The 23,967-nt window shown below is 44.4% G+C and carries 19 protein-coding genes and 1 riboswitch; of the genes, 11 read left to right on the top strand and 8 right to left on the bottom strand.

All coding sequences use genetic code 11. The features are described 5' to 3' along the window. Positions 1 to 65 precede the first annotated feature (65 nt). The 8 genes from BBA02S_RS09110 to BBA02S_RS09075 all read left to right on the top strand — a co-directional run bounded on the left by BBA02S_RS09110 (position 66) and on the right by BBA02S_RS09075 (position 8,696). Complete coding sequence (locus BBA02S_RS09110) at positions 66 to 872, top strand: ABC transporter substrate-binding protein (RefSeq protein WP_041113572.1); 807 nt, start codon at positions 66 to 68, stop codon at positions 870 to 872. Between the two features lie 69 nt (positions 873 to 941). Beyond that, positions 942 to 1,646, top strand: a complete 705-nt coding sequence (locus BBA02S_RS09105; protein ID WP_041097959.1) for an amino acid ABC transporter permease — start codon at positions 942 to 944, stop codon at positions 1,644 to 1,646. After that, positions 1,612 to 2,334: an amino acid ABC transporter ATP-binding protein gene (locus BBA02S_RS09100; RefSeq protein ID WP_041095965.1), complete on the top strand. Its 723-nt coding sequence runs from the start codon at positions 1,612 to 1,614 to the stop codon at positions 2,332 to 2,334. The genes BBA02S_RS09105 and BBA02S_RS09100 overlap by 35 nt, the downstream gene beginning before the upstream one ends. Before the next feature lie 40 nt (positions 2,335 to 2,374). Next, positions 2,375 to 4,078 carry a M20/M25/M40 family metallo-hydrolase gene (locus BBA02S_RS09095; protein ID WP_041113573.1) on the top strand — a complete coding sequence of 568 codons (1,704 nt, stop codon included), beginning with the start codon at positions 2,375 to 2,377 and terminating at the stop codon, positions 4,076 to 4,078. A gap of 92 nt (positions 4,079 to 4,170) precedes the next feature. Beyond that, a complete protein-coding gene (locus tag BBA02S_RS09090; RefSeq protein ID WP_052477281.1) occupies positions 4,171 to 5,658 on the top strand; it encodes an amino acid permease in 1,488 nt (495 codons plus the stop codon). A 171-nt stretch (positions 5,659 to 5,829) separates the two neighbouring features. Continuing rightward, entirely contained in the window at positions 5,830 to 6,549 is a 720-nt protein-coding gene (locus tag BBA02S_RS09085; protein ID WP_041113574.1) for a DUF421 domain-containing protein, read from the top strand. Positions 6,550 to 6,641: 92 nt separating this feature from the next. Next, positions 6,642 to 6,782, top strand: a riboswitch (cyclic di-AMP (ydaO/yuaA leader). Between the two features lie 133 nt (positions 6,783 to 6,915). Beyond that, the gene (locus tag BBA02S_RS09080; RefSeq protein ID WP_041095968.1) at positions 6,916 to 8,259 is read left to right on the top strand and encodes a TrkH family potassium uptake protein; all 1,344 of its coding nucleotides are present in this window, start codon (positions 6,916 to 6,918) and stop codon (positions 8,257 to 8,259) included. 41 nt (positions 8,260 to 8,300) lie between these two features. Beyond that, positions 8,301 to 8,696: a sporulation protein gene (locus BBA02S_RS09075; RefSeq protein WP_052475057.1), complete on the top strand. Its 396-nt coding sequence runs from the start codon at positions 8,301 to 8,303 to the stop codon at positions 8,694 to 8,696. A gap of 826 nt (positions 8,697 to 9,522) precedes the next feature. Here the strand turns inward: BBA02S_RS09075 and BBA02S_RS09070 are convergent. The 6 genes from BBA02S_RS09070 to BBA02S_RS09045 form a co-directional block, all read right to left on the bottom strand. Continuing rightward, the gene (locus BBA02S_RS09070) at positions 9,523 to 11,019 is read right to left on the bottom strand and encodes a sodium:solute symporter family protein (RefSeq protein ID WP_041113575.1); all 1,497 of its coding nucleotides are present in this window, start codon (positions 11,017 to 11,019) and stop codon (positions 9,523 to 9,525) included. After that, positions 11,016 to 11,210 (bottom strand): DUF3311 domain-containing protein, encoded by a 195-nt coding sequence (locus BBA02S_RS09065; protein ID WP_041095970.1) that lies wholly within the window; start codon positions 11,208 to 11,210, stop codon positions 11,016 to 11,018. Before BBA02S_RS09065 ends, BBA02S_RS09070 begins: the two co-directional genes overlap by 4 nt. Positions 11,211 to 11,225: 15 nt before the next feature. Beyond that, on the bottom strand, positions 11,226 to 12,845 hold the full coding sequence (locus tag BBA02S_RS09060; protein ID WP_041113576.1) for an amidohydrolase: 1,620 nt from the start codon (positions 12,843 to 12,845) through the stop codon (positions 11,226 to 11,228). A gap of 198 nt (positions 12,846 to 13,043) precedes the next feature. Next, on the bottom strand, positions 13,044 to 14,096 hold the full coding sequence (locus BBA02S_RS09055; RefSeq protein ID WP_041113577.1) for a cytochrome ubiquinol oxidase subunit I: 1,053 nt from the start codon (positions 14,094 to 14,096) through the stop codon (positions 13,044 to 13,046). Then, positions 14,062 to 15,438, bottom strand: coding sequence for a c-type cytochrome (locus BBA02S_RS09050; protein WP_063441592.1), 1,377 nt, complete (start codon positions 15,436 to 15,438; stop codon positions 14,062 to 14,064). The genes BBA02S_RS09055 and BBA02S_RS09050 overlap by 35 nt, the downstream gene beginning before the upstream one ends. A gap of 394 nt (positions 15,439 to 15,832) precedes the next feature. Then, positions 15,833 to 17,449, bottom strand: coding sequence for a thiamine pyrophosphate-binding protein (locus BBA02S_RS09045; RefSeq protein ID WP_041113578.1), 1,617 nt, complete (start codon positions 17,447 to 17,449; stop codon positions 15,833 to 15,835). Positions 17,450 to 17,616: 167 nt separating this feature from the next. On the opposite strand from BBA02S_RS09045, the gene BBA02S_RS09040 reads away from it, so the two are divergent. Both BBA02S_RS09040 and BBA02S_RS09035 read left to right on the top strand, forming a co-directional pair. Beyond that, the gene (locus BBA02S_RS09040) at positions 17,617 to 18,441 is read left to right on the top strand and encodes an aldo/keto reductase (RefSeq protein ID WP_041095974.1); all 825 of its coding nucleotides are present in this window, start codon (positions 17,617 to 17,619) and stop codon (positions 18,439 to 18,441) included. 224 nt (positions 18,442 to 18,665) lie between these two features. Continuing rightward, positions 18,666 to 18,911 carry a YkuS family protein gene (locus BBA02S_RS09035; protein WP_041095975.1) on the top strand — a complete coding sequence of 82 codons (246 nt, stop codon included), beginning with the start codon at positions 18,666 to 18,668 and terminating at the stop codon, positions 18,909 to 18,911. 96 nt (positions 18,912 to 19,007) lie between these two features. On the opposite strand, the gene BBA02S_RS09030 is transcribed toward BBA02S_RS09035, so the two are convergent. Continuing rightward, positions 19,008 to 20,687 (bottom strand): formate--tetrahydrofolate ligase, encoded by a 1,680-nt coding sequence (locus tag BBA02S_RS09030; protein ID WP_082040210.1) that lies wholly within the window; start codon positions 20,685 to 20,687, stop codon positions 19,008 to 19,010. Positions 20,688 to 20,748: 61 nt separating this feature from the next. After that, positions 20,749 to 22,689 (bottom strand): S-layer homology domain-containing protein, encoded by a 1,941-nt coding sequence (locus BBA02S_RS09025; protein WP_052475058.1) that lies wholly within the window; start codon positions 22,687 to 22,689, stop codon positions 20,749 to 20,751. Between the two features lie 332 nt (positions 22,690 to 23,021). Between BBA02S_RS09025 and qoxA the strand changes: the two genes are divergently transcribed. Beyond that, positions 23,022 to 23,966, top strand: coding sequence for a cytochrome aa3 quinol oxidase subunit II (gene qoxA, locus BBA02S_RS09020; RefSeq protein ID WP_041095976.1), 945 nt, complete (start codon positions 23,022 to 23,024; stop codon positions 23,964 to 23,966). Position 23,967: the final 1 nt, after the last annotated feature.

The following is a 23,967-nucleotide window of genomic DNA, read 5'->3' as shown; positions in this document are numbered from 1 at the left end:
CTACTGTTTTTTTAAGTAAAGTAACGGTAAAGTTCATTCAATCCTATTGATAAGAGGTGCAGATAATGAGAAAAATATGGTCCTTTGCTTTACTTGTAGGCACATTTCTTCTTTTAGTAGTAGGCGGCTGCGGATTGAAAGAGGATCAAATATCCGGAAAAGCAACAGAAAACGAAAAAGAGATCAAGCTGGTGAAAGAAGGAAAGCTGACGTTTGCTATGAGCGGGTTATTAAAGCCATTAAATTATAAAGAAAATGACAAGCTGGTAGGCTTTGATGTTGAAATCGGAAAGGAGATCGCCAAACGCATAGGACTAGAAGCCAATCCGGTGACGAACCCGTGGGAAACCATCTTGCAGGGCTTAAAAGGAAATAAGTATGACGCTATCATCGGCAGCATGACCGCTACGGAAGAACGGGCAAAGCAGGTGGACTTTTCAGACCCTTATTATATTTCCGGCGCGCAGATCTTTGTCTCTGAATCAAACCAATCCTTGGGGAAAAAAGCGGACTTGACAGACCGGAAGATAGGAGTTGTGCAATCGAGCACATATCAGCAAGATGCGGAGCAATATACGAAAAATATCAAGAGTTATCCAAGTGATGTATACGCTTTGCAGGACCTTGAACCTGGACGCGTCGATGCGGTGATTACGGATAAGATTGTAGGCATTCATGCGATGAAAGAAGCCGGCTTAAAGATCAAACCGGTAGATAAGGTGCTGAAACAAGAAAACATTGCTGTTGCTGTAAATAAGGACAATCCCATTCTTTTAGCTGAGATTAACCGAGCCATCGCCTCTATGGTTGAAGACGGCACCTATAAAACAATCAGTGAAAAGTGGTTTGGGGTCAACCTTTTGGAAAAGTAAACAGCGGAGATAGTTGATGAGAGTGAGCTTAAATGAAGGGATGGGGTAACCTTGAATGCCATCACAAGCATGATGTCTATTTTTCAAACACACGGACTTGAATTTTTAAAAGCTACGGTGATCACTGTGCAACTCACCGCTGTCTCTTTGCTCATTGCGATGGCTATCGGCTTGGTCTTTGCTTTCTTCAAGGTGTCCAACGTGTTCATTCTTGAAAAGCTGGCTGATATCTATGTCTTCTTAGTAAGGGGCATGCCGTTAATTGTACAGCTTATGTTTTTGTACTATGGCATATCCAGTGTTTTTGTATTAACAGATTTTACTGCGGGAGCCATCGCTCTAGGAATCCATTCTGGCGCTTATATCGCGGAAATTTTCCGCGGCGCTATCCAATCCATTGACCGCGGACAAATGGAGGCGGCCCGTTCCTTAGGAATGCCCTACACTCTTTCTATGAGAAGAATCATTTTGCCTCAAGCCTTTAAAAGAGCCATTCCTGCATTAGGCAACCAGTTCATTATCGGCTTAAAGGATTCTTCCCTCGTTGCCTACATCGCTGTGACGGAATTGTTCAACCGAGCGCTCTCTGCGCAGGCTGAAAACTATATGCCATTTGAAACTTATTTTGTGGTCGGAATCTATTATCTGATTCTTGTGCTTATCTTTACCGTCATTTTCAACAAAATTGAAGGAAGATTAGATACAAGCAAGAGAAGCAGGCGCAAGGGAGGAAAACCGTTTGATCAAGGTAAAACAGTTATCCAAAGCGTTTAATGGCTTGCAGGTGCTGAAGAATATTTCTATTGAAATCGATCAATCAGAAGTGGTCGTTTTAATCGGGGCAAGTGGCTCTGGAAAAAGCACTTTATTGAGATGCCTTAATTTCCTTGAGTTAAAGGATAGCGGAGAGATCGAAATAAAAGGACAAGCCATTGATGTGAACCGAACCAATCTCAACAAGGTACGCGAAGACATGGGAATGGTGTTTCAGCACTTTAACTTGTTTCCCCACATGACGGTGCTGGCTAACGTCATTGAGGCACCTGTTCATATTAAAAAGAAAAGGAAGCAAGAGGCTATTGATCAAGCAATGGGGATTTTGCAAAAAGTAGGATTAGTCGATAAAGCGCATGATTATCCGGAACAATTATCAGGCGGACAAAAACAAAGGGTAGCGATCGCCCGTGCATTGGCGATGGAGCCGGCTGTCATGCTATTTGATGAGCCGACATCCGCCCTGGACCCGGAGCTTGTCGGCGAGGTCCTTGAAACGATGAAAGGCCTGGCAAGAGAAGGAATGACCATGGTCATCGTCACGCATGAAATGGGATTTGCCCGTGAAGTGGCTGACCGTGTGATCATGCTGGCTGACGGAAAAATTATTGAAGAAGGCCATCCGACTGAATTCTTTACTCATCCTAAGGAAGAAAGAACCCGCCGCTTTTTGCAGCAGGTATTATAAGTTGAGACGATTTAAATGGTAGAGAAGGAGCGTGTGAACAATGTTATCCTGCCGGCAAGAAGTTTTACACTTAACTGATGAACTCGTTAGAATTGAAAGCGTTGTCAATACAAAAGGCGAAGTGACGATTGCCAATCGCTTGTATCAGCTGATCCGTTCATTTTCTTACTTTCAAGAAAATCCGAGTTATCTTATTCAGTCACGAACAGATAACGATGAAATCGAGCGCTACAATATACTGGCGTTTGTGAAAGGAACAAAGGAGAAAAGCAATAAAACAGTCATTTTAATGGGACATACCGATACAGTCGGCGTGGATGACTACGGGCACTTGAAAGACAAGGCCTGCTTTCCGGATCAGCTTATGGAGGCATTATCGGATGAAGAGCTTCCGGAGCTGGTTAAGTCGCATTTAGATTCAAGTGATTGGCACTTCGGCCGGGGTGTATTAGATATGAAAAGCGGTGTGGCCAGCCATCTCTATCTATTGAAATATTATTCTGATCACCCAGAGGAATTGGCTGGGAACCTCGTTTTATTAGCTGAATGCGATGAGGAAGACAGTTCTCATGGCGTGTTATCCGCTCTGAAAAATTTAAAACAATGGAAAGCGGAGCATCAATTTGACTATGTGGCTCTCATCAACTCTGATTTTGTCGCTCCCCGTTTTGAAGGAGACACCAATCGCTACATCTACAAAGGGACAGTTGGAAAATTGCTTCCGTCCTTTTTTATTACAGGGGCTGAGACTCATGCAGGTTCTTGCTTTGAAGGATTAGACCCTAACTATATAGCGGCAGAATTAACAAGCCAAATTAGCTATAATCCTGAGCTGTGCGATCAATCATTAGGAGAGACGCCTATGCCGCCAGTATCCCTCAAGCAGACGGACTTGAAGCCTGCCTATACCATACAAACGGCCTTGTCTGCATATGTCTATTTTAATTTTTTTATCCAATCCTGGTCGCCAAAGGATGTCTTGGCGAAATTGAAAAAGCAAGCTGAAATTGCTTTTGACCGGGCTTTAACTCAATTGAGAGAGCGGCACCAAACGTATTGCAAATTAAGCGGGCAGCCTTATAAGGAACTGCCTTGGCAATCGAGAGTTCTTGTTTATGAGGAAATGCAGAAGCAGCTGATCCAGCAGCATGGAGAGCCCTTTATTGAGCACATGAAAACGTTTAAGGAACAACTGCTGCTGGATCGCACCTTAGATATGCGCATGTTTGCAGCAAAGGTTGTAGAAGAAGAATGGAATTGGATGAATGATAAGAGCCCGGCGATCATTTTATTCTATTCATCTCTTTATTCTCCGCGCATAGAGTTGACCGGCAAAAACGAATATGAACAAAATCTGCTGCTGGCATTAGAGGAAGCTGTTCAATCTGTTCAGCCTTATTATCCCCATCCTATCGTGACAAAAAATTACTTTCCGTATGTTTGTGACATGAGTTGCGTGGCTTTAAGTGACAATAAAGAAGGGATTAAGGCGGCCAGCGTCAACAATCCCGGCTGGGGAACAAAGCACTACGTGGATTATCAGGCGATTCAGGAGCTTAATGTACCGGCTATCAATATCGGTCCCTACGGCCATGATGCCCATAATAGATACGAGCGGATGGAGCTGAAATACTCGACAGAGATGGTGCCGAACATTACAAATGAAGTTATTTGCAGACTGCTGGGGATGGGCAAAAGGGAAGCCGGTACATCTTTGCCGGAACGAACCATTGCAAAAAGCTAGAAAATGCTTGTCAGCTGGCAGTCAGTATTTTTTTATTTGACAGAAAATTCAAATTAATTAAGTTGGAATACTCCAAGAAAAGAGGGGAGTTCATGAGCAATTTAGAGATCAAGCCACCTGTCGAAAATGTTTCAGCACATTCAGATGCAAAACTGGAGCGAGGCTTACGCTCTCGCCATATAACGATGATTGCCATCGGAGGAGCGATCGGGACCGGTTTATTCGTGGCGAGCGGCGCAACGATCAGCCAGGCGGGACCAGGAGGGGCTCTTGCTGCTTATCTCGCTATTGGCTGCATGGTCTATTTTTTAATGACCAGCCTTGGAGAGATGGCCACCTATTTGCCGGTTTCCGGTTCATTTGAAACATACGGCACCCGCTTCGTTGATCCCGCATTCGGATTTACTCTCGGGTGGAATTACTGGTTAAGCTGGGCCACTACCATTCCTGCAGAATTGGCTGCTGGTGCATTGGTAATGAAATATTGGCTGCCGGGATCTTCAGACCTGTTATGGGGAAGCATTTTCCTCGGTTTAATATTCTTGTTGAATGTACTTTCTGTTAAAGGATATGGAGAGGCGGAGTTCTGGTTTGCCGGCATCAAGGTGATCACGATTATAGTCTTTTTAATTGTTGGCGTTCTGATGATCTTCGGGATATTTACAAGCTCTACAGCCGGCTTTGCGAATTTCACCTCGGGAGAAGCTCCTTTTAAAGGAGGTTTTTTAGCCATTGTCGGGATTTTTATGATTGCCGGCTTTTCTTTTCAAGGAACGGAGATGGTCGGTATTGCTTCCGGTGAAAGCGAAGACCCCGAACGAAATGTGCCCCGGGCGATTCGCAGCGTATTTTGGAGAGTGCTTATCTTTTATGTATTTTCCATCCTCGTTATAGGGCTGATTGTTCCTTATACGGACCCAAGCCTGTTGAAATCAGATGTGGATAATATTACAATTAGCCCCTTTACACTAGTATTCCAAAAAGCCGGGCTTGCGTTTGCGGCTTCCTTGATGAATGCTGTTATTTTGACATCTGTACTATCGGCCGGCAATTCTGCGGCTTATGCCTCTACTCGTATGCTGTGGGCGCTGGCGCAATCAGGAAAGGCGCCGAAGTTTCTGCGCAAAATCAATGCAAAGGGCGTGCCGATCTATGCGCTTTATGCCAACATTCTTTTTGGGTTAATCGTTTTCCTTTCTTCCTTTGTCGGTGATGGGGTTGTCTATCTTTGGCTGTTGAATATGACAGGCTTAACCGGTTTCCTGACATGGGTCGGCATTGCTATTTGCCACTACAGATTTCGCAAAGCTTATGTAGCACAAGGCAGGGATTTGAATGACTTGAAGTTTAAAGCGAAGTGGTATCCATTCGGTCCTCTGTTAACTTTAATTCTTTGCTCTATTGTTATTATAGGACAAGGGAGCGGAGTCATCTCAGGGGAAGGAATTAACTGGTACGGTATGCTGGTTTCATATATTAGCCTTCCAGTGTTCATTATTCTTTGGATTGGTTATAAGGTGATGAAAAAGACAAAGGTTGTGCCGCTGGAGAAGTGCGATTTTAGCCGCGATCATTTATAGTTGCTGCTGTATCCCGAAGGCTTCCCGAGCCTTCGGGATATTTATGTTTGATTTTGCCTGATATGAAAAGAACGATCCTTTCTTTGAAGTAATATCTGCTGCGGCTCTTGGCCATACTCTGTGAAAGGAGACGTTAACGTTTGTAACCAGTAGAGAAGGGGACAAAAAAGCATGCCAGAGTATTTACAAGTTCTTTTGCGGACGATGTTCGCTTTTTTTATGTTGTTTGTAGCAGCCAGATTTTTAGGGAAACAGACGATTTCCAAGATGACTTACTTTGATTTTATTGCCTCCATTACTATGGGTGCTATTATTGCCAACCTTTCCTTTAATGTTTCTTTAAAAGCCCATTATTTAGCTCTTTCGTTCATTGAGTTTACTTTAATTGTTTTCTGTATTGCCTTTATTTCACTTAAAAACAGGAAAGCGAGAAAGCTTTTTGCGGGCGATCCGACAGTGGTAATCGAGAACGGAAAAATATTAGAAAACAACATGGAGAAAATGCGTTATACACTAGATTATTTGAATCAGCAGTTAAGAGAAAAAGACGTGTTCAATATTGAAGAGGTTTTATTCGCAGTGATTGAAACGAACGGAACGTTGACTGTACTGAAAAAGCCTGAATATCGAAATGTTGTCAAACAGGATTTGTCATTAGCTGTTCAACCCGAGAAAAAGCTTCCAGTTGAGCTTGTCATGGACGGCTGCATTGTTCACAGCAATCTCATACAGAATAACTTAGAAGCCAGCTGGGTCGAATCTGAAGTGAAAAAACGGGGTCTCCACCTTAGTGAAGTGGTCTATGCTGTCCTGGCGGCTAATGGGAGAGTATATATCGATACTTACCGGGACGACATTGAATCTCCTGTTGACCAAGAGCCATCTGTCTGATAGGCCCTCTATTAATTTACAAATTTTATCTTTACAAATGGTTTTTCCGGGAGTATAGTAGCTATTATCAATTTAATGTTTACATTAAATCATACCTTATATCGCTTAATTCATGAAGAAGTGGGGGACCCATTTTTGTGCTTGGCACTTGGGGTGAATCCTTCGTTAGAGGGTAGGGCTACTTTCAAGGCCCGAGTCCGACAGCTAACCCCATCAGCGTTTTGAAAGGAGGTTTGCTTTGTGTTGTTTAAAGGGACACTGAGTAATGCCTTGGTGTTCTTTTTTGGTGTTTGCAAAAAGGCATCTTTCACCTATTTCTTGCCCTTTTAGGGACATTATATCCGATGAAGAAATGAAGGAGATACTATGGTTCACAGCAAATCCAGTCATTTTATGGATCCTCCTAAGATTTTAGCGGGCGGGTTTGCTCTTGTTATTTTATTAGGTGCCTATCTTTTAACATTACCTGTGGCGACAGCGGATGGAGAGGGTTTATCATTTTTAAACGCGCTGTTTACAGCGACTTCTGCCACCTGTGTCACGGGCCTGGTTGTTGTTGATACAGGTTCGACATTTACGCTGTTCGGCCAGCTGGTCATTTTAAGCTTGATTCAAATTGGCGGTCTAGGATTTATGTCGGTCGCAACGCTCTTTGCTTTTTTGCTGAGAAGGAAAATTTCTTTAAAAGAACGCCTTATTTTGCGGGAAGCTTTCAACTCACTGGCGATCGAGGGAATTGTGAAGCTGGTAAGAAGAGTTTTGCTCTTTACGCTGGTGTGTGAATTCATTGGCGGCACTTTGCTTGCGATCCGCTTTTCGTTTGATATGCCGGCAGCCAAAGCTATTTATTTTGGTTTTTTTCATGCCATTTCTAATTTTAATAATGCAGGATTCGATCTTATGGGCGACTACAGAAGTTTAACGGGTTATGTAAATGATCCAGTCGTTGTGTTAGTCGTCTGTTCGCTGATCATCCTGGGGGGAATTGGTTTTGTTGTCATGAATGAATTGTATGAATATCGCCAAAAGAAGCAGCTGTCTTTGCATACAAAAATTGTTTTGGTGACAACCTTCCTGTTAGTCTCTGTCGGAGCGATCTTGATTTTCTTATTGGAGCTTCATAATCCGAAAACACTGCAGCCTTTATCATGGCCAGGGAAGTTCTTAGGATCTCTATATCAATCGGTAACGGCGCGTACAGCTGGCTCCAATACGCTAAATATTGCTGATTTAACCGATACCACCTTGTTTTTAATTATCTTTTTAATGTTTATCGGTGCTTCTCCCGGCTCTACAGGAGGCGGGATTAAGACAACTACCTTTGCTACGCTTGTTGGAGCGGTGATATCCCAGATCAAGGGGAAGGAAGAGGTTGTTTTCTTTGAAAGAAGAATTGATTATAAGCTGATTTATAAATCTTTGACTATTATTCTGAGCAGTTTATCTGTCATTGTCATTGTTACGATGATCTTAACTATTACAGAAACAGGAAAAGGATTTTTAATGATTGTGTTTGAGGCGACATCCGCTTTTGCAACGACGGGTCTGTCAATGGGACTGACTCCGGACTTGACTCCTATTGGGAAAGCCGTCATTATCTTTGCTATGTTTGCGGGAAGACTCGGCCCGTTGACGTTAGCAATAGCACTTACACTCAACCGTCAGCCTGATCGCTTCCGATATACAGAGGAAAAGATAATGATTGGCTAAGTTTACTGTCATATGCGATGGCACAGGAGGATTCACAGATTGTGATTAGAAAATTGATAAGTCAATGGTTTTTCCGCTTTGGTTCAGCCCATATTCATCTGATTTTAGATAAGAAAGAGTTTACTCCAGGAGAAAGAGTAACTGGTTATTTTTCTTTAGAAGGCGGCTGGTTTGAACAGGAAATTAAACGGCTGGAGTGCGATTTGGTCGTTACAGATAAACAAAATCAAACAGAGCAATTGATTCAAGGAGCTGTGACAAGGCTAATGTCTAAATCAATTGAATCAAAGGAATCTGACCAAATTCCATTCACGTTCCTGCTGCCTGATGAGTTGGATTCTTCATCAGGCAGTCGCTCGTATCGTTTCCACACGAGAGTGGTATTCAGCAACGGGGCTCAAAGCGTTGAACATGATGAAATTAAAATTTTGAAGTAGACGGCAAAGTGCGGATCTAATCATCCGTACTTTGTTTTTGTTTGTAAGAAAAAGGAAACATGGAGATGCATATGAGAGAGCGGCGTAATGAATAACAGGCTGCAGATAAACATACTACGTAATAAAAGATGAGTTTTGAGATGATTTGAGATGGATAGCGTGAAATGACTGGAGATAAGCTTTAAGCCATGTGTAACTGTGGATAGCTGAACTGAAGCAATGAAAATCAACAAGAAAACCAATCATTTTTATTGCGCTAAAGTTAAGAATAAATTTGATCTAGTGAATCGAGACAAGCTGTAATGAAATCGTGAGAAAACATCAGAATAGTGATAAATCTAATCTGCATAAAAACGGTTGGCTTATTTTTTAAAATATCTCAATATTAGTAGTTTACTTATGAAATGAGATAAAAAAGAATAACTTCCTATAATATATATTATGTTAACTAAAAAATAGATGAAAAGATAAGCAGTGTTGTTCCTTCTTCCCTTTTGTATTTCCAGCCAACTTTATGGCTGGTAGCCTTGCTCTCCTTTATACTTAATAAATCCCGCGCAAAGTTGTATAGGCTTCTTGAAGAATCCGTTTGTTTTGACTGCTGAGCCATCCATTTACTATGCATTTTTAATTGTAAGGAGATCCTGTTGTTAGTTCATTTTTAAGAGACTGGCCACATTTTATTGTAGTGAAGCTCTCTAAAGCTAGTTCATTTTTAATGCACGAGCTTGCAATGTTTAACAAATTTATGATCACTTAGCATTCATGTCTTTTTGCCTTTATCACATGTAAAGACGATCTCCAGATTCGGGATCGTCTTTTTGGCTTATTTAACGAGGTCTTTTGCTGGCTCCTGATAGGTTTCTTTTCTTCCCGAGCTGATTAAATGGTTTGTCAGAAGGCTGACGAAGATCGCTATGATCACATTGACTGCCATCGCAATTGCCCCTGTGTTGATATCATTGATGATAGGTGGAATAGACGGAAAAGCATCAGCTAGCTTAGCGCCAGTAACCGTTGCATATAATACAATGGCAACTCCGGTGATAATGCCAGCCATTGCCCCGAATTTATTAAAGGCACGCTGGTTGAAGAAGCTGAATAACAAGGCTGGAACCAGTTGGGCAATGAAGCTGTAGGACATAATATTTAATATCGCTAAAGCATTTCCGCCTGTAACAGTGAAAATAAAGGCGACAACAATGATGATCAAGACAAATACCTTTGAGACGATCAATTGCTGGCGGTCTGAAGCCTGTGGGGCGATCAATTTATAAAACCCTGTCATCAATCCAATAGAAGCAGACATCAGCATGACAGAGACCGGCACCAGGGCTGTTAATAAGCCGGCAGCCCCGACAATGCCTACCACCCATGGGTCAAATGTTTGCAGTGTTAAACGAAGCAAGGATAAATCGCCATCCGCTCCTTGTAACCCCGGAATCTCTATGATGGCTGCGAAGCCGATGAAAAATGCAAATAGCAAAAGCAACGTATACAAAGGCAAGGTAATCGCATTTTTCTTTAATGACCTCTCCCCTTTTGCTGATAATACAACGGAGAAGGAATTCGGCAATAAATAGAAGCTGAAAGCATTCAGTATAACAGTAGACACGAACCAGGAAATACTTAAACCTTCAGCTGATAAGACTAGACTCTCCGGCTTAACGGCCTCTACCGCTTTGAATAAAGGCTGGATTCCGCCAAAATAGTGAAAGGGAATGTAAATCCCTAAAAAAACGATGACAAATAAAATCATGATGTCCTTCAGCACAGCCGTCCAAGCGGATCCGTGAATGCCTGAAATGATCACATAGATAGTGGCGATAATCGCCCCTATTGTGCTTGCTGCAAGCGGGCTGATACTTCCGTAAGACGCTTCCGATACAATGATCCCCAGTCCTTTGAGCTGGATGACAATATACGGAATCAAGGCGATCGTTCCGATGAAGCTCACAACCAATCCTAATATCGGACTATTAAATTTTGAAGCGAAGTAGTCAGGCTGAGAGATAATGTGATTCTGTTTAGCGTATCGCCAAATGTTCGGGACGATCCAATAGGAAATTACATAGGCCAGACAGATGTAGGCCGGAACGTAAAATGCCGCTGCTCCTTTTGAATAAGCCCATCCGCTGCCCCCCAAGAAAGTGAACGTCGTATAAACTTCGCCGGCAATCAGCAGGAAAATAAAAAGTGTGCCAAAGCCTTTGTTTCCAACAGCAAATTCATCTACATTCATCTCTTTTCCATGTGTCGCCCGAATGCCAAGGAAAAGGGCAAGAGCGGCAAAGGCAAATATAATGAGCAAAGCGACATTCACTTTTCTTCGCCTCCCTGGTTGGCAGGATCATACTTATAAACGATCGCCAGAATAGCCGATGACAGAACCATCCATAATATGATCCAAAACAGCAAGAATGGCAAACCGAATATATACGGTTCAATTCTGTTGGCAAACGGAAGCAGCAGGCACATGCCAATGAAAGGCACAATCAGCAACAGCTTAATCATTTACTCCCTCCTCCCCTAGTGCGCACCCGTTTTCGTTCGTTCAAAAACAAGCTCACCGTCTATCATTGTCCATTCCACTTTAATATCCTTTAATTTCTCCGGGGATTCGTTCAAGATACTTCGGTCTAAAACGACAAGGTCTGCGAGTTTCCCTGCTTCTAAGCTGCCTTTGATGGTCTCTTCAAAGCTGGCATAAGCGCCGTTATAGGTATACATGCGAATCGCTTCCAGCAAACTTATTTTTTGACTGTTTCCGAAGGGGCTGCCTGTGTTGATGCGGCGGTTAACGGCTGTATGGATGCCCACCCATGGGTTGTAAGTCGTGATAGGAGCATCAGAACCGGCTGCAGCCAGGATCCCTCGATCGATAAAGTCACGGGCCGGATACATAAAGTCTGTCCGTGCTCCATAATTGTGAAGATAGCTTTCACCAAACTCATAAGGAAACGGAGGGTTTGGCACGGGAATGACGCCTAGTTTCTTCATTCGCTCCTGCAGATCAGGACTTGAAATACCCGCATGCTCAATCCGGTGCCGATGATTGTTTCGGGGAGCTTCCTGCAGCGCTTTTTCGACCACATTTAAGTACATGTCAATTGCCTGGTCTCCCTGGGCATGAACGGTTATCTGGTAGCCGCGCTTATGGGCTTCTCCCAAGACCTCGTATATCTCATCTTCTGAGTAATACAAGATGCCGCGATCCTCTTTATTGCTTGTATACCCCTCTCTAGTCGCAATCGTCGGTCCTGTGCTGCTTCCGTCTGTAAAAAGCTTGGCCGGCCCGATCTTGAAAAATTCATTGCCTGTGCCTGTAACAACACCGGCATTTATCATATTCAGGGTAAACTGTTTACAGTCATTCAATGCGCCAATCATGGCGTAGACGCGGATTTTCAGGTCGCCTGTATTCGAAGTGAGCTGAAGAAGCCGATAGCTTTCCTGATCAAAGGTTCCTGCTTCATGGATACTCGTGATTCCTGTTTGTATAAAGTGCTGCTGGGCGATGGAAATCGCTTGCTGGAGTTCTGCTGGAGTATATCTGGCGGTCTCATTCATTCTCATGTAGGCGGTCTCAATAAGGCGTCCTGTCAGTTTGCCATCCGTCCCTTTTTCAATGATGCCGCCTTGGGGGGTGATCGTCTGTTCATTGATCGATGCTAGGTGCAGGGCGCGGCTGTTGGCGACTCCTATATGGCCGCATGTTCTCGTAATCACTATGGGATGGTCTGTTGAAACAGCATCCAATTCTTGCAAAGTAGGATACCGCTTTTCGTTGATCGTCCGTTCGTTAAAGCCCCAGGCTCGGACCCACTGGCCTTTTGGCGTCTTGCTTGCCCTTTCTTTTAATTTGGCCAATAAAGCATCTATTGATGGCATCTTTGGATCTTTGCAGCTGAGATTTAATTGGAATACACCATACAGAACGAGATGCAAATGAGCATCAACGATTCCAGGCAGCAATGATTTTCCCTTCAAATCAACCACCCGTGTCCCTTCGCCCACAAACGCCTGTAAGGCAGCATTTGAGCCGACAGCTAAAATTTTATTCGCCTTGACTGCAAGTGCTTGCTGGATAGAATCATGTTTGTCCACGGTAATGACCTCACCATTCACAAAAACAACATCTGCTTTCATCTGACCCCTCCCGATAATAGAATATTCAAATAAATGAAGCCGTAATCCTAACCTGGCAATTTGTAAAAATATAGCATAAAAAAATCGTGAAGAAAATGGTCAAAAGGTAAGTTCATTTATTGATTTAATGGACAATTTGTTAACCGCTCAAAACGGCCTTCCCATACAAAAAAGCCGGAGTTCCCTCCGGCTTTTTCATTATTTATCTGTTGTCATTTCCAATGTTCTTGGATGGTCTTCGATATGGGGCTGCAAATAGGCTTCCCTTACTTCATGTCTCATCCAGCCCATCAATCCCAGCACAATCAGGAAGGAAGCGACTGCTCCCGTAAAGGCCCGGTAAGAATCTTTTTTATCAGTGACATATAAGAAGCCCAGTAAAATAAGCGTGACAACAATAGATGCCATCAAGAGGCCAGTCGTTAACGCATTGCCCCCCATATAAAGCAGCATGACCTCTCTTTTCAGCGCAAACAGCACAAACGTGCCGGCGGCAAATTGGAAAAGCGTCAGCCAGAACGTCGTTTTAATGCCAATTTTTCTGATTTGACGGTCTGCTTTCTTTTCCTGATAATTCTGGTCTTGTTTCTGATTCCGGCGACGTTTCCACGTATAGAAAAGGTAAAGGTACAATCCGCCGGCAGCAAAACTGGATAGCATAAAGTGCACATATCGCTGCCACACTTGCGGATAAGAAAATAAGCTGTGGAAAAAGCCGTTTGATTCCATCCATTTTTCCGGATAAAGCATTGAGACAACATTGACGATAAAAATCAGCGGCACAAATAGCAGAATAACACAGGCGGCAAAACCAATCAGCCAATGAAGCATCTTTTTGTTTTTAAGCTTCTGCCACAGGAATTTATACGCATATAAGAGCAGGAAAGCCGTAATTAACAGCAGGATGATGCTTAACCAAGCCTTGCCGATTAAAATGGTGGATGAGTAAAAATATTGGGTATATACAATGCTCACCAATAAAATCGGGCCAACGCCGAGAACAACAGCGATGCTTTTGTGGATCGATGCATGATAAGAGCAAATTTGGGCCATGCGATCATACAATGGGCTTTGCTTCTTGATGCCGATTGCTTCTAAAATAACCGCTCCTGTGGCCAGCGAAATGGTCACATTGACAAATACGATATGTAATAGAAAGGTGACGATCAATAATACCGTCAGCAAGCCCATATCACCGGGAATTGGAAGCTGAATATCATTGGGGATGGGCAGCGCTTGCGCGAACATCATGTTCTTTCTCCTCCTTTGCCTGCTGTGTGTTTGTCTCCTCGTTGACGACATTGTATAAATAATGACTGAGCGCCTCCAGCTCTTTTTCCGTTCCTACGAATGGAGGCATCACGGGCCGAACATGATGCATGGTTGGAATAAAGCCCTTGATCGTTTCTTCCGACCAGCCGTCTAGCCTCTTGCTTAGCGCCCGTTTCGAGCGCCAGCCATCTACTGTATGGCAGGTCAGGCATTGGCTTTTATACACTTCTCGTCCGGCCTCATACATATTATCCGGGGTCACGCTGGTTGTTTCGGCAAATGTCGAATGAGTCAGCACGCCTTCTTTATTCAGTTTTTCGGCGTCTTTTGCTAGGACTCCATTGGCATACATATAGTCATAAATAATAAACGGCTTTCGGACAGATTCCCGGACAAATTCAAATTCTGCGATAAAGCCCATCGAGGCGCCTAATACGATAAACGATAAAATCAGCGGCATCGTCTTTGGTTTGATCGCCGCCCAAAAAATAAAGAGCAAAATCACCCCTAATCCGGTTAAATTGATCACGTCAAACATCTTTTCGCTCATGCCTGTTGAATAAACAACCAAATCATACGCTTCTTGAGGAATCGACTGTAAGTACCAAATAGCTGTTGTCAAAATCCCCGGGATCGAAATGGCCGCCCAAATTGAGAAGATCCGAAAGATTTCCTCTTTCAATTTGTTATCCTTGATGAGCCATTTGACGAAGAAAGAGACGAGGCTGATGGCCAGCAAGAGCGCTAAAAAGGTTCTGAAGCCCAATGACGGCAAATACGTCGGATTGAAGAATGCATGCCAAAAGGAAAAGGTTTCTGTCCATTTTCCCGGCGTCAATTTAGCTGCAAGCACACCGGTAATAATCGCGGCGGTAATCCAGGAAAAGATACAGAGCGCAATCCCGATGCGGATGTGCTTCATTTTTTTGGCGGTCTCTTTATACATATCCCATGTGTAATAATAAATAATGAGCAGAACGACTTCTGTAATAAAGACAGCCCATTCAGCTACCCATGCCCAAAAGAAAATCCGCAAAAGCGAGCCGATAGAATCAGGCTGAATCACAGTGGTGGAGAACCAAATCCCCACTCCTGTCATGGCCCCTGCTGTAGTGGTGATAATCAAGATCCACTTCGCCATATTTCTAGCGAAGGCATCCAGCTTCAGATTCTTCTTCCGAAATGCATGGTATTCGGCTGTGACCATTAATGTTGAGGCTCCAATGGCGACGCCATGGCTAATAACAACATGCACAATCGCAATTAAAGCAATGATGGTTCCGTTTCCAAACCAAGAAAATTCGACAGTTGGAAAGTTCAAGTTCATAACCCCCTTAATGAATAAATGAATGTTACGTAAAAAAGTTACTGCAACAGTTTGAGGGAAATGTGAAGAAAGGGGGATTGTTGTCGAATCGTCAAACTTCCTTCCTATAAACTTCATACATACTTAACTCTTTCTTCGTTAATAAGAGTTTCAGCTTGCCGGCCATATAAAAAAGCGCTTCCTGATGGAGAACGCTGTTTGTCCTGTGGCGGTTTCACAATGTATTCAATTCGGTGTCCGCCTTTTGTCTGCGTCTCTTCTACTCGATTTAATAAAGACAGCGGAATGAACCCTTACGAGGCGTCTTCTGAAGTGCTTTCTGAAAAACCCTCTCACACAAACGAAAAGCTGTGATGATCTTATTAGGACCGCCACAGCTTTTTTTCGATTACTTCGTGCCTGGAAAAAAGGCTTGTGCTGTCGGGATGTCGACTAATGCAGGCGCCGGGGTGTTCAATGCTTTTGCGAGAACCGCTTCTATTTCACTGTCTGGCTCAGCGCGGAAGCTTTTCCAGCCGCAGCTTTCTGCCATTTTCACAAAATCGGGGTTAGTTAGCTTCGTCCCGGTCTCTTTCTGTCCTGCCGCTTTCAGCTTGTCCCTCTCCATTTGCAGCGCTTCATTATTGAACACAACGACGGTAATATCGAGTTCATAGCGTGCCGCGGTTAAAAGATCGGCAAGTGTCATTTGCAAGCCGCCATCACCGACAACGGCAACTACTTGTTTTTCCGGCTTTTCGAGCTTGGCGGCCATGGCTGCCGGCAGGCCGAACCCCATCGTCCGCCAATATCCCGAGAACAGAACGGTTTGTTCGTTTGGACGGAAGTTCCGATTCATCCACACAGTGACATCGCCCGTATCTAATGTCAAGATAGCGTCTGCAGCAACTGTTTGTTCAATCGCGCGCACGATATGGGAAGGATAGAACGGGTAACCGGACGTACGCCCCTCCTGCTCATTTTTCTGAGACCACTTTTCTTTCGCATCCCCGCAGGAGGCGGCCCATTCTTTTGAAGGTGAAAAGCCTTGCAGTTCCTCTATTAAAAATGGAAGCACCTCTTCGGTTTCGCCGGTAATTCCGAGTTCTGCCGGAATACCCTTTTCGATTTTATCAAAGTGCTTATCGATTTGAATAATCCGCGCACGAGCCGGCACATATCCTTCTGGCCACCATGTCGTGCCAGCGAGCAGAACAACGTCCGCTTGTTTAAATAAGTCAGGTGCATAAGGGTTTCCGCCTTCTCCGATGCCTTGCAGCAGGTGCGGGGAGGAGTCAGGGAACAGCCCTTTTCCGCCAAGGCTTGTCAGAATGCCGGCTCCCCATGAGGCAGCAAGCGTTTCAATAGCCCCTGCGGCTGCCGCTGCCCCAGCGCCGGCAAGAATCATGGGACGTTCGGCTGTTTTCATAATAGCTGCCGCCTGTTCTAAGCTTTCTTTCGTGAACGTAGACACTCCTTCTATAACGGAAGGCAGCCGGCGCGGCTGAACAGCAACAATCTTTTCAAAAAGATCTTTCGGAATAGACAAATGAGAGACTGCCCGCTGTCCTAAAGACGTTTGTGCGGCTTTATGCAAAAGTTCAATGATGGCATCCTGGCTCGCCAAGTTCTCGGAATACGCAGCAAACGGCTTCATCAGCTCCTGCTGATTAACATACTGCTTAAAGGCGGTCCCGATTTTATTCCGGGGAGCCTGGCCCGTAATCGCAAGGACTGGAGCTTTATCAGCATACGCATCTCCTAACCCATTCAGAAGGTTAGCTGCTCCCGGTCCCATCGTAGCTGCACATACAGCCAGTTTTCCTGTCAGCTTAGCCTCTGCAGACGCCATAAAAGCAGCGGTTGCTTCGTGCTTCACCGCGATAAATTTAATAGTATCCTGCTTGGCCAGTGCATCAATCAGCCCAAAAATCCCATCTCCTACGACCCCGTAAATCCGTTTCACACCGAAAAGTGATAACTGCTCAAGTATTAGTTCAGCGACAGTTTGTTCTGTTTGTTTCATACAAGCGTCCGCCCCCTCTGTTTTCATAGTTTACGGTTCTTTTAATATTGATACTTTCACGAAAGCAAGGCCGTTAAACTTTCTATTTTTCCTATATCTTGTTATTCTTAGTAATGTTCCCCGAATGGAAACAGAACGGATACTTCATATAAAAGGAGAGATGCCAAATGAATGTTGTAACGTTAAATAATGGCTTAAAGATGCCTCAACTCGGCTTTGGCGTTTGGCAAGTAGAGGACGACCAGGCGACGGTTGCGGTCACTAAAGCGATCGAAACAGGCTACAGATCGATCGATACAGCGATGGTATACCAAAACGAAACAGGTGTCGGCAAGGCGATTCAGCAATCCTCTGTGCCGCGTGAAGAGCTGTTTATAACGACAAAGGTTTGGAATAGCGATCAAGGCTACGAAAACACATTGCGGGCTTTTGAAGAAAGCCTGGAGCGGCTCGGCCTTGAATATGTCGACTTATATTTAATCCACTGGCCTACTCCAAAATATGACGAGTATGTCGATACATACAAAGCGCTGGAAAAGCTGTATCATGATGGGCGCGTAAAAGCGATCGGCGTTTGTAACTTTGAAATTGAGCATTTAGAACGCATTTTGAAGGAATGCGATGTAAAGCCTGTGCTGAACCAGGTGGAATGCCACCCGTATCTTGCCCAGCCGGAAATGAAAGAGTTTTGCGCAAAACACGATATTCTCGTGGAAGCGTGGAGTCCGCTGGAGCAAGGAGGCGACGTATTGAAAGATGCGGTGATTCAGCAAATTGCTGAGGTGCACCGTAAATCGCCGGCTCAAGTAGTGCTGCGCTGGCATATACAAAACGGCACGATTGTCATCCCAAAATCCGTCACTCCATCCCGGATTGAAGAAAACTTCCAGGTGTTTGACTTTGAGCTATCCCAAGAGGAAATGACAGAAATTAACGAATTAAACCGCAATCGGCGCAAAGGGCCGGCGCCAAATGACATGAACATTCGCTAAATGAAACAGCGGCATGGGAAGAATCATCTTCTAGTGCCGCTTTCATTATGGAAAGCATCCCTCTTCGTTGTATCTTGCCACATCACCTCCCTTCTTTATTCTTCCCTTTAAAGTTCGGAATAAAAACAGCGGGAAATAGACAACCTACACAGTGAAGCTTCCATCGGCAGACACTGATGGATGGGTAGAAACAACTGCAATGAACTCAAGGAGGGCAATATCAAATGACAAAAAGAATTGCTGTAGAACAGTCGCTTACCAATGTCACTCAGGCACTTCGCGAAAAAGGATATGAGGTCATCGATTTTAAATCAGCGGGAGATTTAAACAACTGTTCTGCCTGTGTCGTAACAGGAATGGACTCCAATGTTATGGGCATGCAAGAGCTATCCGCAAAAGCGCCTATTATTGAAGCAAGCGGCTTATCGGCAGATGAAGTATGCCGCGAGATCGAGGAAAGAGTTCAGTAATCTAGAATGAGAATGTTATCAGCGATGCTGAAACGCTGTATCATACAAAAAGCCGTCGCCTTGAACGTGTTTCGATGTTCAAAGCGACGGCTTTTTTTACATTAATCCGCTAATATGACCGGAGTCATCAAGATCCATGTTCATGGCTGCCGGCTGTTTAGGCAGCCCGGGCATCGTCATCATCTCTCCGGTTAAACAGACAAGAAAGCCTGCGCCTATTTTCGGGATGATCTCCCGGACGGTGATCGTAAACTCTTGTGGACGGCCAATGCGGCCTGGTTCATCCGTAAATGAATATTGGGTCTTTGCCATGCAGATCGGCAGCGTATCCCAGCCATTTTGCTCAATAGCGGCAAGCTGCTTTTGGGCTTTATCAGTAAAGTGCACGTCTTCTCCTCCATAGACCTCTTTGACAATGGTCTGCACTTTATCTGCTACCTTCTCTCCTGGACTGTAAAGCGGAGCAAAGTGATTTGGCTGATTCAGTTGTCTGCAGACAGCTTCGGCAAGTTCAAGTCCGCCTTGCCCTCCTTTTTCCCAAACATCCGCAACAACTGCTTCTGTCTGATGCAAGCGGCACCAGTTAAGAATTTCATTTATTTCCTCCGGCGTATCGGATGTAAAGCGATTAACAGCGATAACAGGTTCGAGCCCAAAACGGCGGATCGTATCAATGTGTTTTTCTAAATTCGGCAAGCCAGCTCGGACTGCTTCTGCATTTTCGGCTTTTAATTGCTGCTTTGGCACGCCGCCATGCATTTTCAGTGCCCGTACGGTTGCTACAATCACGACCGCATCCGGCGAAAACTTCCCTTGTCGTGCTTTAATGTGCATAAATTTCTCTGCACCGAGATCGGCTCCGAAGCCCGCTTCGGTCACGACGATATCCGCCAGCTGCCGCGCTGTATTGGTAGCCATGATGGAGTTGCAGCCGTGAGCGATATTTGCAAACGGCCCGCCGTGGATAAGTGCCGGTGTTCCTTCAATCGTTTGAACGAGGTTCGGCTTGAACGCCTCTTTCAGCAGAACAGCGAGTGCCCCTTCTGCTTCTAAATCATGGGCCGTTACCGGTTTCTTGTCATATGTATAACCAATGACAATGCGACCGAGCCGCTCTTTTAAATCAGATAAACTTGTGGCTAAGCACAGAATGGCCATAATTTCTGAAGCCACCGTAATATCGAAGCCATCCTCGCGTGGCACACCGTGGGCAGGTCCGCCTAACCCGACCGTAATATGGCGCAACGCCCGGTCATTGAGGTCAAGCACTCGTTTCCACGTGATCCGCCGGGGATCGATTTGTAGAAGGTTTCCGTGGTGAATATGGTTATCAATCAGTGCACTTAACGTGTTGTTTGCCGCTGTAATCGCATGGATATCCCCGTTAAAATGAAGATTAATTTCTTCCATTGGCAGGACTTGTGAATATCCCCCGCCAGTGGCTCCTCCTTTCATTCCCATGACTGGTCCTAAAGAAGGCTCACGAAGGGCCACCATCGTCTTTTTTTTCAATCGGGAGAGAGCGTCCGCCAATCCGACTGTCACAGTGGATTTTCCTTCTCCTGCCGGGGTAGGGCTAATCGCTGTCACTAACACTACTTTTCCCGTCTGCGTCTTTTGAGGGAGCTTGGATACATTAATTTTGGCTTTATACTTTCCATAGGGCTCCAGTGCTTCGGCCGGAATATCCGCTGCGGCCGCAACCTCTTGAATGGGCCGCATATCCGCTTTTCGGGCAATTTCCAAGTCTGTTAATGGCGTTTGAATATTTGTCAAAGTTCTCCCTGCTTTCTTTTTTCTTTAGTATAATCGCAAACATGCAAAAAAGAACAGAAGTTTACTGATGAAGAGAACGATATAAAAAGGCCGCAGCCTGGGCTCGCGTAACTTTTTCAGCTGGCCCGAATGTGCCGTTTGAATTGCCGGCAGCTATTCCATGGGCAGCAAGGGCATGAATGGACTGAAAAGCCCAGTGATCTTTTCGAATGTCGCTAAACAACTTAGCAGGCTGTCCTTTTAGCTGAAAAGCCTCCATCAGCATTCTTGCCATCTGAGCGCGGCTCAGCGGCTCGTTTGGCCGGAAAGTTCCGTCTTTGTATCCGGACATAATCCCCTTCTCATTTAAAAAGCGTATATAAGGAAGGAATTCGCTTTGCGCCGGCACATCTTTAAAGGTTGCCTGTTCAATTTTTTGATTCAGGTCAAAGTGCAAAGCCTTGGCTAACAGCTTCGCTGCCTGTGCCCGCGTCACAGTCTGATTGGGTCCGAACGTTCCATCTGCATAGCCGCTCAGATACCCTTTTTTGGCCATAAACTGAATTTCTTTATACGCCCAGAAACCAGCCTTTACATCGGAAAAAGAGAGTGTGTCTTTTCCTATCCATTGGGCGATATCTTCAATAAATTCTTCGGGAACATTCGCTGGAACATTATATTCTGAATAATCCGGCTCCCCTTTGGCATTCACAAGCAAATGAATCAAATCTGGATACATTTTATAAGAAACGTTTTTCCGGTGAGCAAGCGCATTTTTCCATTTTGTTAATTCCGAAGCGGGTACTTGCAGATCTTTTTGTCCTTGCATAATAAGAAGCGGAACCTGTTGCTCGGCGGCTAACTCAGCCGGAACATAATCACGCAAATCGAACCACCAGTACGGATTACCGAGCTGAAATCCCTCCGGAAGACGTTCCTTTGTATAGTCTGGATTATTGATCAAAGCGATTTGCTGCTCCCAGAAGGCTAGATTGGCTTCGATCGCTTGCAAGTCTTCTGGAGGAAGCGGTTGTTTTTTCGCCCTTTCTACCGCTGCGCGCTGCTGCCATAGCATCAAATCTTGAAATTTGCCGCTAGGACCAGCTACAATAATGCCTCCTGTAATCCGGTGTGCAGCATCTGCCTTTAAAATACGCGGCAGCGCATAGCCTCCCTGGCTGTGGCCCAAGACATACAATTGATCGCTCACTTCCGGAAGACTGTCTAAAAACTGAACCGCTGCGAGAGCATCATCAATTGTCTCTTCCTGTAAACTAAGCTTTGGATTCATCCCAGTCTTTATATGATGCTCTCTTGTTAATTTCTCATAACGGAGAACAGCAATACCTTTATTTGCCAGGCCGACTGCCAGATCACGAAAGGGCTTCGTTGAATTTAAGGACTCATCCCGATCATTCGGACCTGAACCGTGGACGAGAGCGACTGCCGGAAATGGCCCTTTGCCTTTCGGAAGTGTCAATGTGCCCGGAAGCGCCAATTCCCCTTTGCCAAAGGCCACTTCTTGCTCTGTATATTTGTCTGTTTTGTCATAGGCAGGAGACTTGTATTGACTTGGCGGCGCAGCATAAAAAGGAATAAAAAAGTCATCGATTTTTCCTGCTTGATCAAGATGAATCGTAATATCGACAGGAAAAGGAGCAGTCTGATAGGTCAGCGTTACACTAGTATGTACTTGATTGTCCGCTGTTTTCACGGCCAGCGGTTTTCCCAGCTTTCCAAACGGGGCGGTTTTAGCCTTCCAAATGGAGGGGAATTGCTCCATAGAAACATACTTTTTCAAATTTTCATTAAATAAATGATAACCGTCAGCCCATCTTTCTTCCAGTACAGCCGACATAAAGAGATGGGCTGTTTCTTCTGCCCTTTTGTCTGTTTTCTTTTTAACCGGTTCCTGCGCTTGTGCAGAGATGTGAGGCTGAACTGGCAGGAAGGTGCCGCTCGTGCCGATAGCAGCCGCAAGTAAAACAGGTCCAATCCGTTTCCACTTTTGTTTTTCTCTCATATTCTTTCCTCCATTCTCCTATTAAAGGAAATTAGTCTCATTTTAATAGTAATATAGAACATTTCTGCTGACAATGAGCGAAGGGAAAGCAAGGTTCTTTATATTCCTTTTTATGGAATAAAATATACTAAGTTTCTATTTTTCCAGTCATTTACTTACAATATTGAATCTTTTGTGACACGATATATTTCTATTTGTTTTTTAGTTTGGATAGGACTATGATAATCATGCAAATACAGAAAGGAGATACTGGGAAGTTAGATGGATAAGGGTTTCAAAAATTATTGTGAAATATTGCACATAAAGTTCAAATGAAGTGAGAGGGGTTAAAAATGAAAGTAAAGTGGTTATTACTATCCGTAATCTTCGCTGTTTCCACTGCACTGGCGGGTTGTGACAGCCCGTTAATGGTTCTCGATCCTAAAGGGCCACAAGCAAAAACATTATCCGATACAATTATTTTTTCGATTATGATGATGGCCGGTATCTTGCTGGTTGTCTATATCCTTTATGTATTTGTCCTTGTAAAATATCGTGCTTCCAAGATGGATAAAGACTATGAGCCTCCTCATGAAGAAGGAAACAAATGGCTAGAATTAATTTGGACAGTCATTCCTATTATTATTGTAATTATATTGTCTGTCGTTACGGTTCGGACAACGGATAAAGTGGAGAGCGTGCCCGCAGGCTATGCTAACGAGAAGCCACTTGTCATTTATGCTTCCTCCTCTAACTGGAAATGGCATTTCAGCTATCCGGAGGAAGGAATTGAAACCGTCAACTATGTCAATCTTCCGACAGATCGTCCGGTTGAATTCCGCTTATATTCTTATGGACCAATTACGAGTTTTTGGATTCCGCAGCTTGCCGGTCAGAAATATGCTATGAGTGATATGGTGACGAAAATTCATTTGTCAGCTGATACACCGGGATCTTATATGGGCAAGAACTCTAACTTCAGCGGTGAGGGCTTTGCCCACATGGAGTTTGAGGCCCAAGCGATGACGCCATCCGAGTATAAAGAATGGGTCAGTGACGTAAAACAGACAGCACCAAAATTAACTGAAAAAGAATTTGATCAACTTTTGGAAACACCTCATGTAGGACGCAAAACGTATACATCCACTCACCTTGAGTTCAAACCAGCTCCAGAAGGAGAACATGCCGGACATCATCATGGTGAGGAGAAGGAAGATCAGCCAACAGGCCATGAGGATCACAAAGAACACGACAATATGGACCATATGGAGCATATGGAAAATAAAGAGCATCAATAAA

Source organism: Bacillus badius NBRC 15713 (assembly GCF_001591605.1).
Taxonomy (GTDB): Bacteria; Bacillota; Bacilli; order Bacillales; family Domibacillaceae; genus Pseudobacillus; species Pseudobacillus badius.
The sequence above is the reverse complement of the archived record's forward strand: the minus strand, read 5'-3'. Positions and strand labels throughout refer to the sequence as shown.

Coding starts and splice junctions, on each gene's coding strand:
- BBA02S_RS09055 (WP_041113577.1), bottom strand. CDS start 14,096: ATGATGTTCGCGCAAGCGCTGCCCATCCCCAATGATATTCAGCTTCCA.
- BBA02S_RS09110 (WP_041113572.1), top strand. CDS start 66: ATGAGAAAAATATGGTCCTTTGCTTTACTTGTAGGCACATTTCTTCTT.
- BBA02S_RS09095 (WP_041113573.1), top strand. CDS start 2,375: ATGTTATCCTGCCGGCAAGAAGTTTTACACTTAACTGATGAACTCGTT.
- BBA02S_RS09035 (WP_041095975.1), top strand. CDS start 18,666: ATGACAAAAAGAATTGCTGTAGAACAGTCGCTTACCAATGTCACTCAG.
- BBA02S_RS09085 (WP_041113574.1), top strand. CDS start 5,830: ATGCCAGAGTATTTACAAGTTCTTTTGCGGACGATGTTCGCTTTTTTT.
- BBA02S_RS09090 (WP_052477281.1), top strand. CDS start 4,171: ATGAGCAATTTAGAGATCAAGCCACCTGTCGAAAATGTTTCAGCACAT.
- BBA02S_RS09105 (WP_041097959.1), top strand. CDS start 942: ATGATGTCTATTTTTCAAACACACGGACTTGAATTTTTAAAAGCTACG.
- BBA02S_RS09040 (WP_041095974.1), top strand. CDS start 17,617: ATGAATGTTGTAACGTTAAATAATGGCTTAAAGATGCCTCAACTCGGC.
- BBA02S_RS09025 (WP_052475058.1), bottom strand. CDS start 22,689: ATGAGAGAAAAACAAAAGTGGAAACGGATTGGACCTGTTTTACTTGCG.
- BBA02S_RS09065 (WP_041095970.1), bottom strand. CDS start 11,210: ATGATTAAGCTGTTGCTGATTGTGCCTTTCATTGGCATGTGCCTGCTG.
- BBA02S_RS09080 (WP_041095968.1), top strand. CDS start 6,916: ATGGTTCACAGCAAATCCAGTCATTTTATGGATCCTCCTAAGATTTTA.
- qoxA (WP_041095976.1), top strand. CDS start 23,022: ATGAAAGTAAAGTGGTTATTACTATCCGTAATCTTCGCTGTTTCCACT.
- BBA02S_RS09045 (WP_041113578.1), bottom strand. CDS start 17,449: ATGAAACAAACAGAACAAACTGTCGCTGAACTAATACTTGAGCAGTTA.
- BBA02S_RS09060 (WP_041113576.1), bottom strand. CDS start 12,845: ATGAAAGCAGATGTTGTTTTTGTGAATGGTGAGGTCATTACCGTGGAC.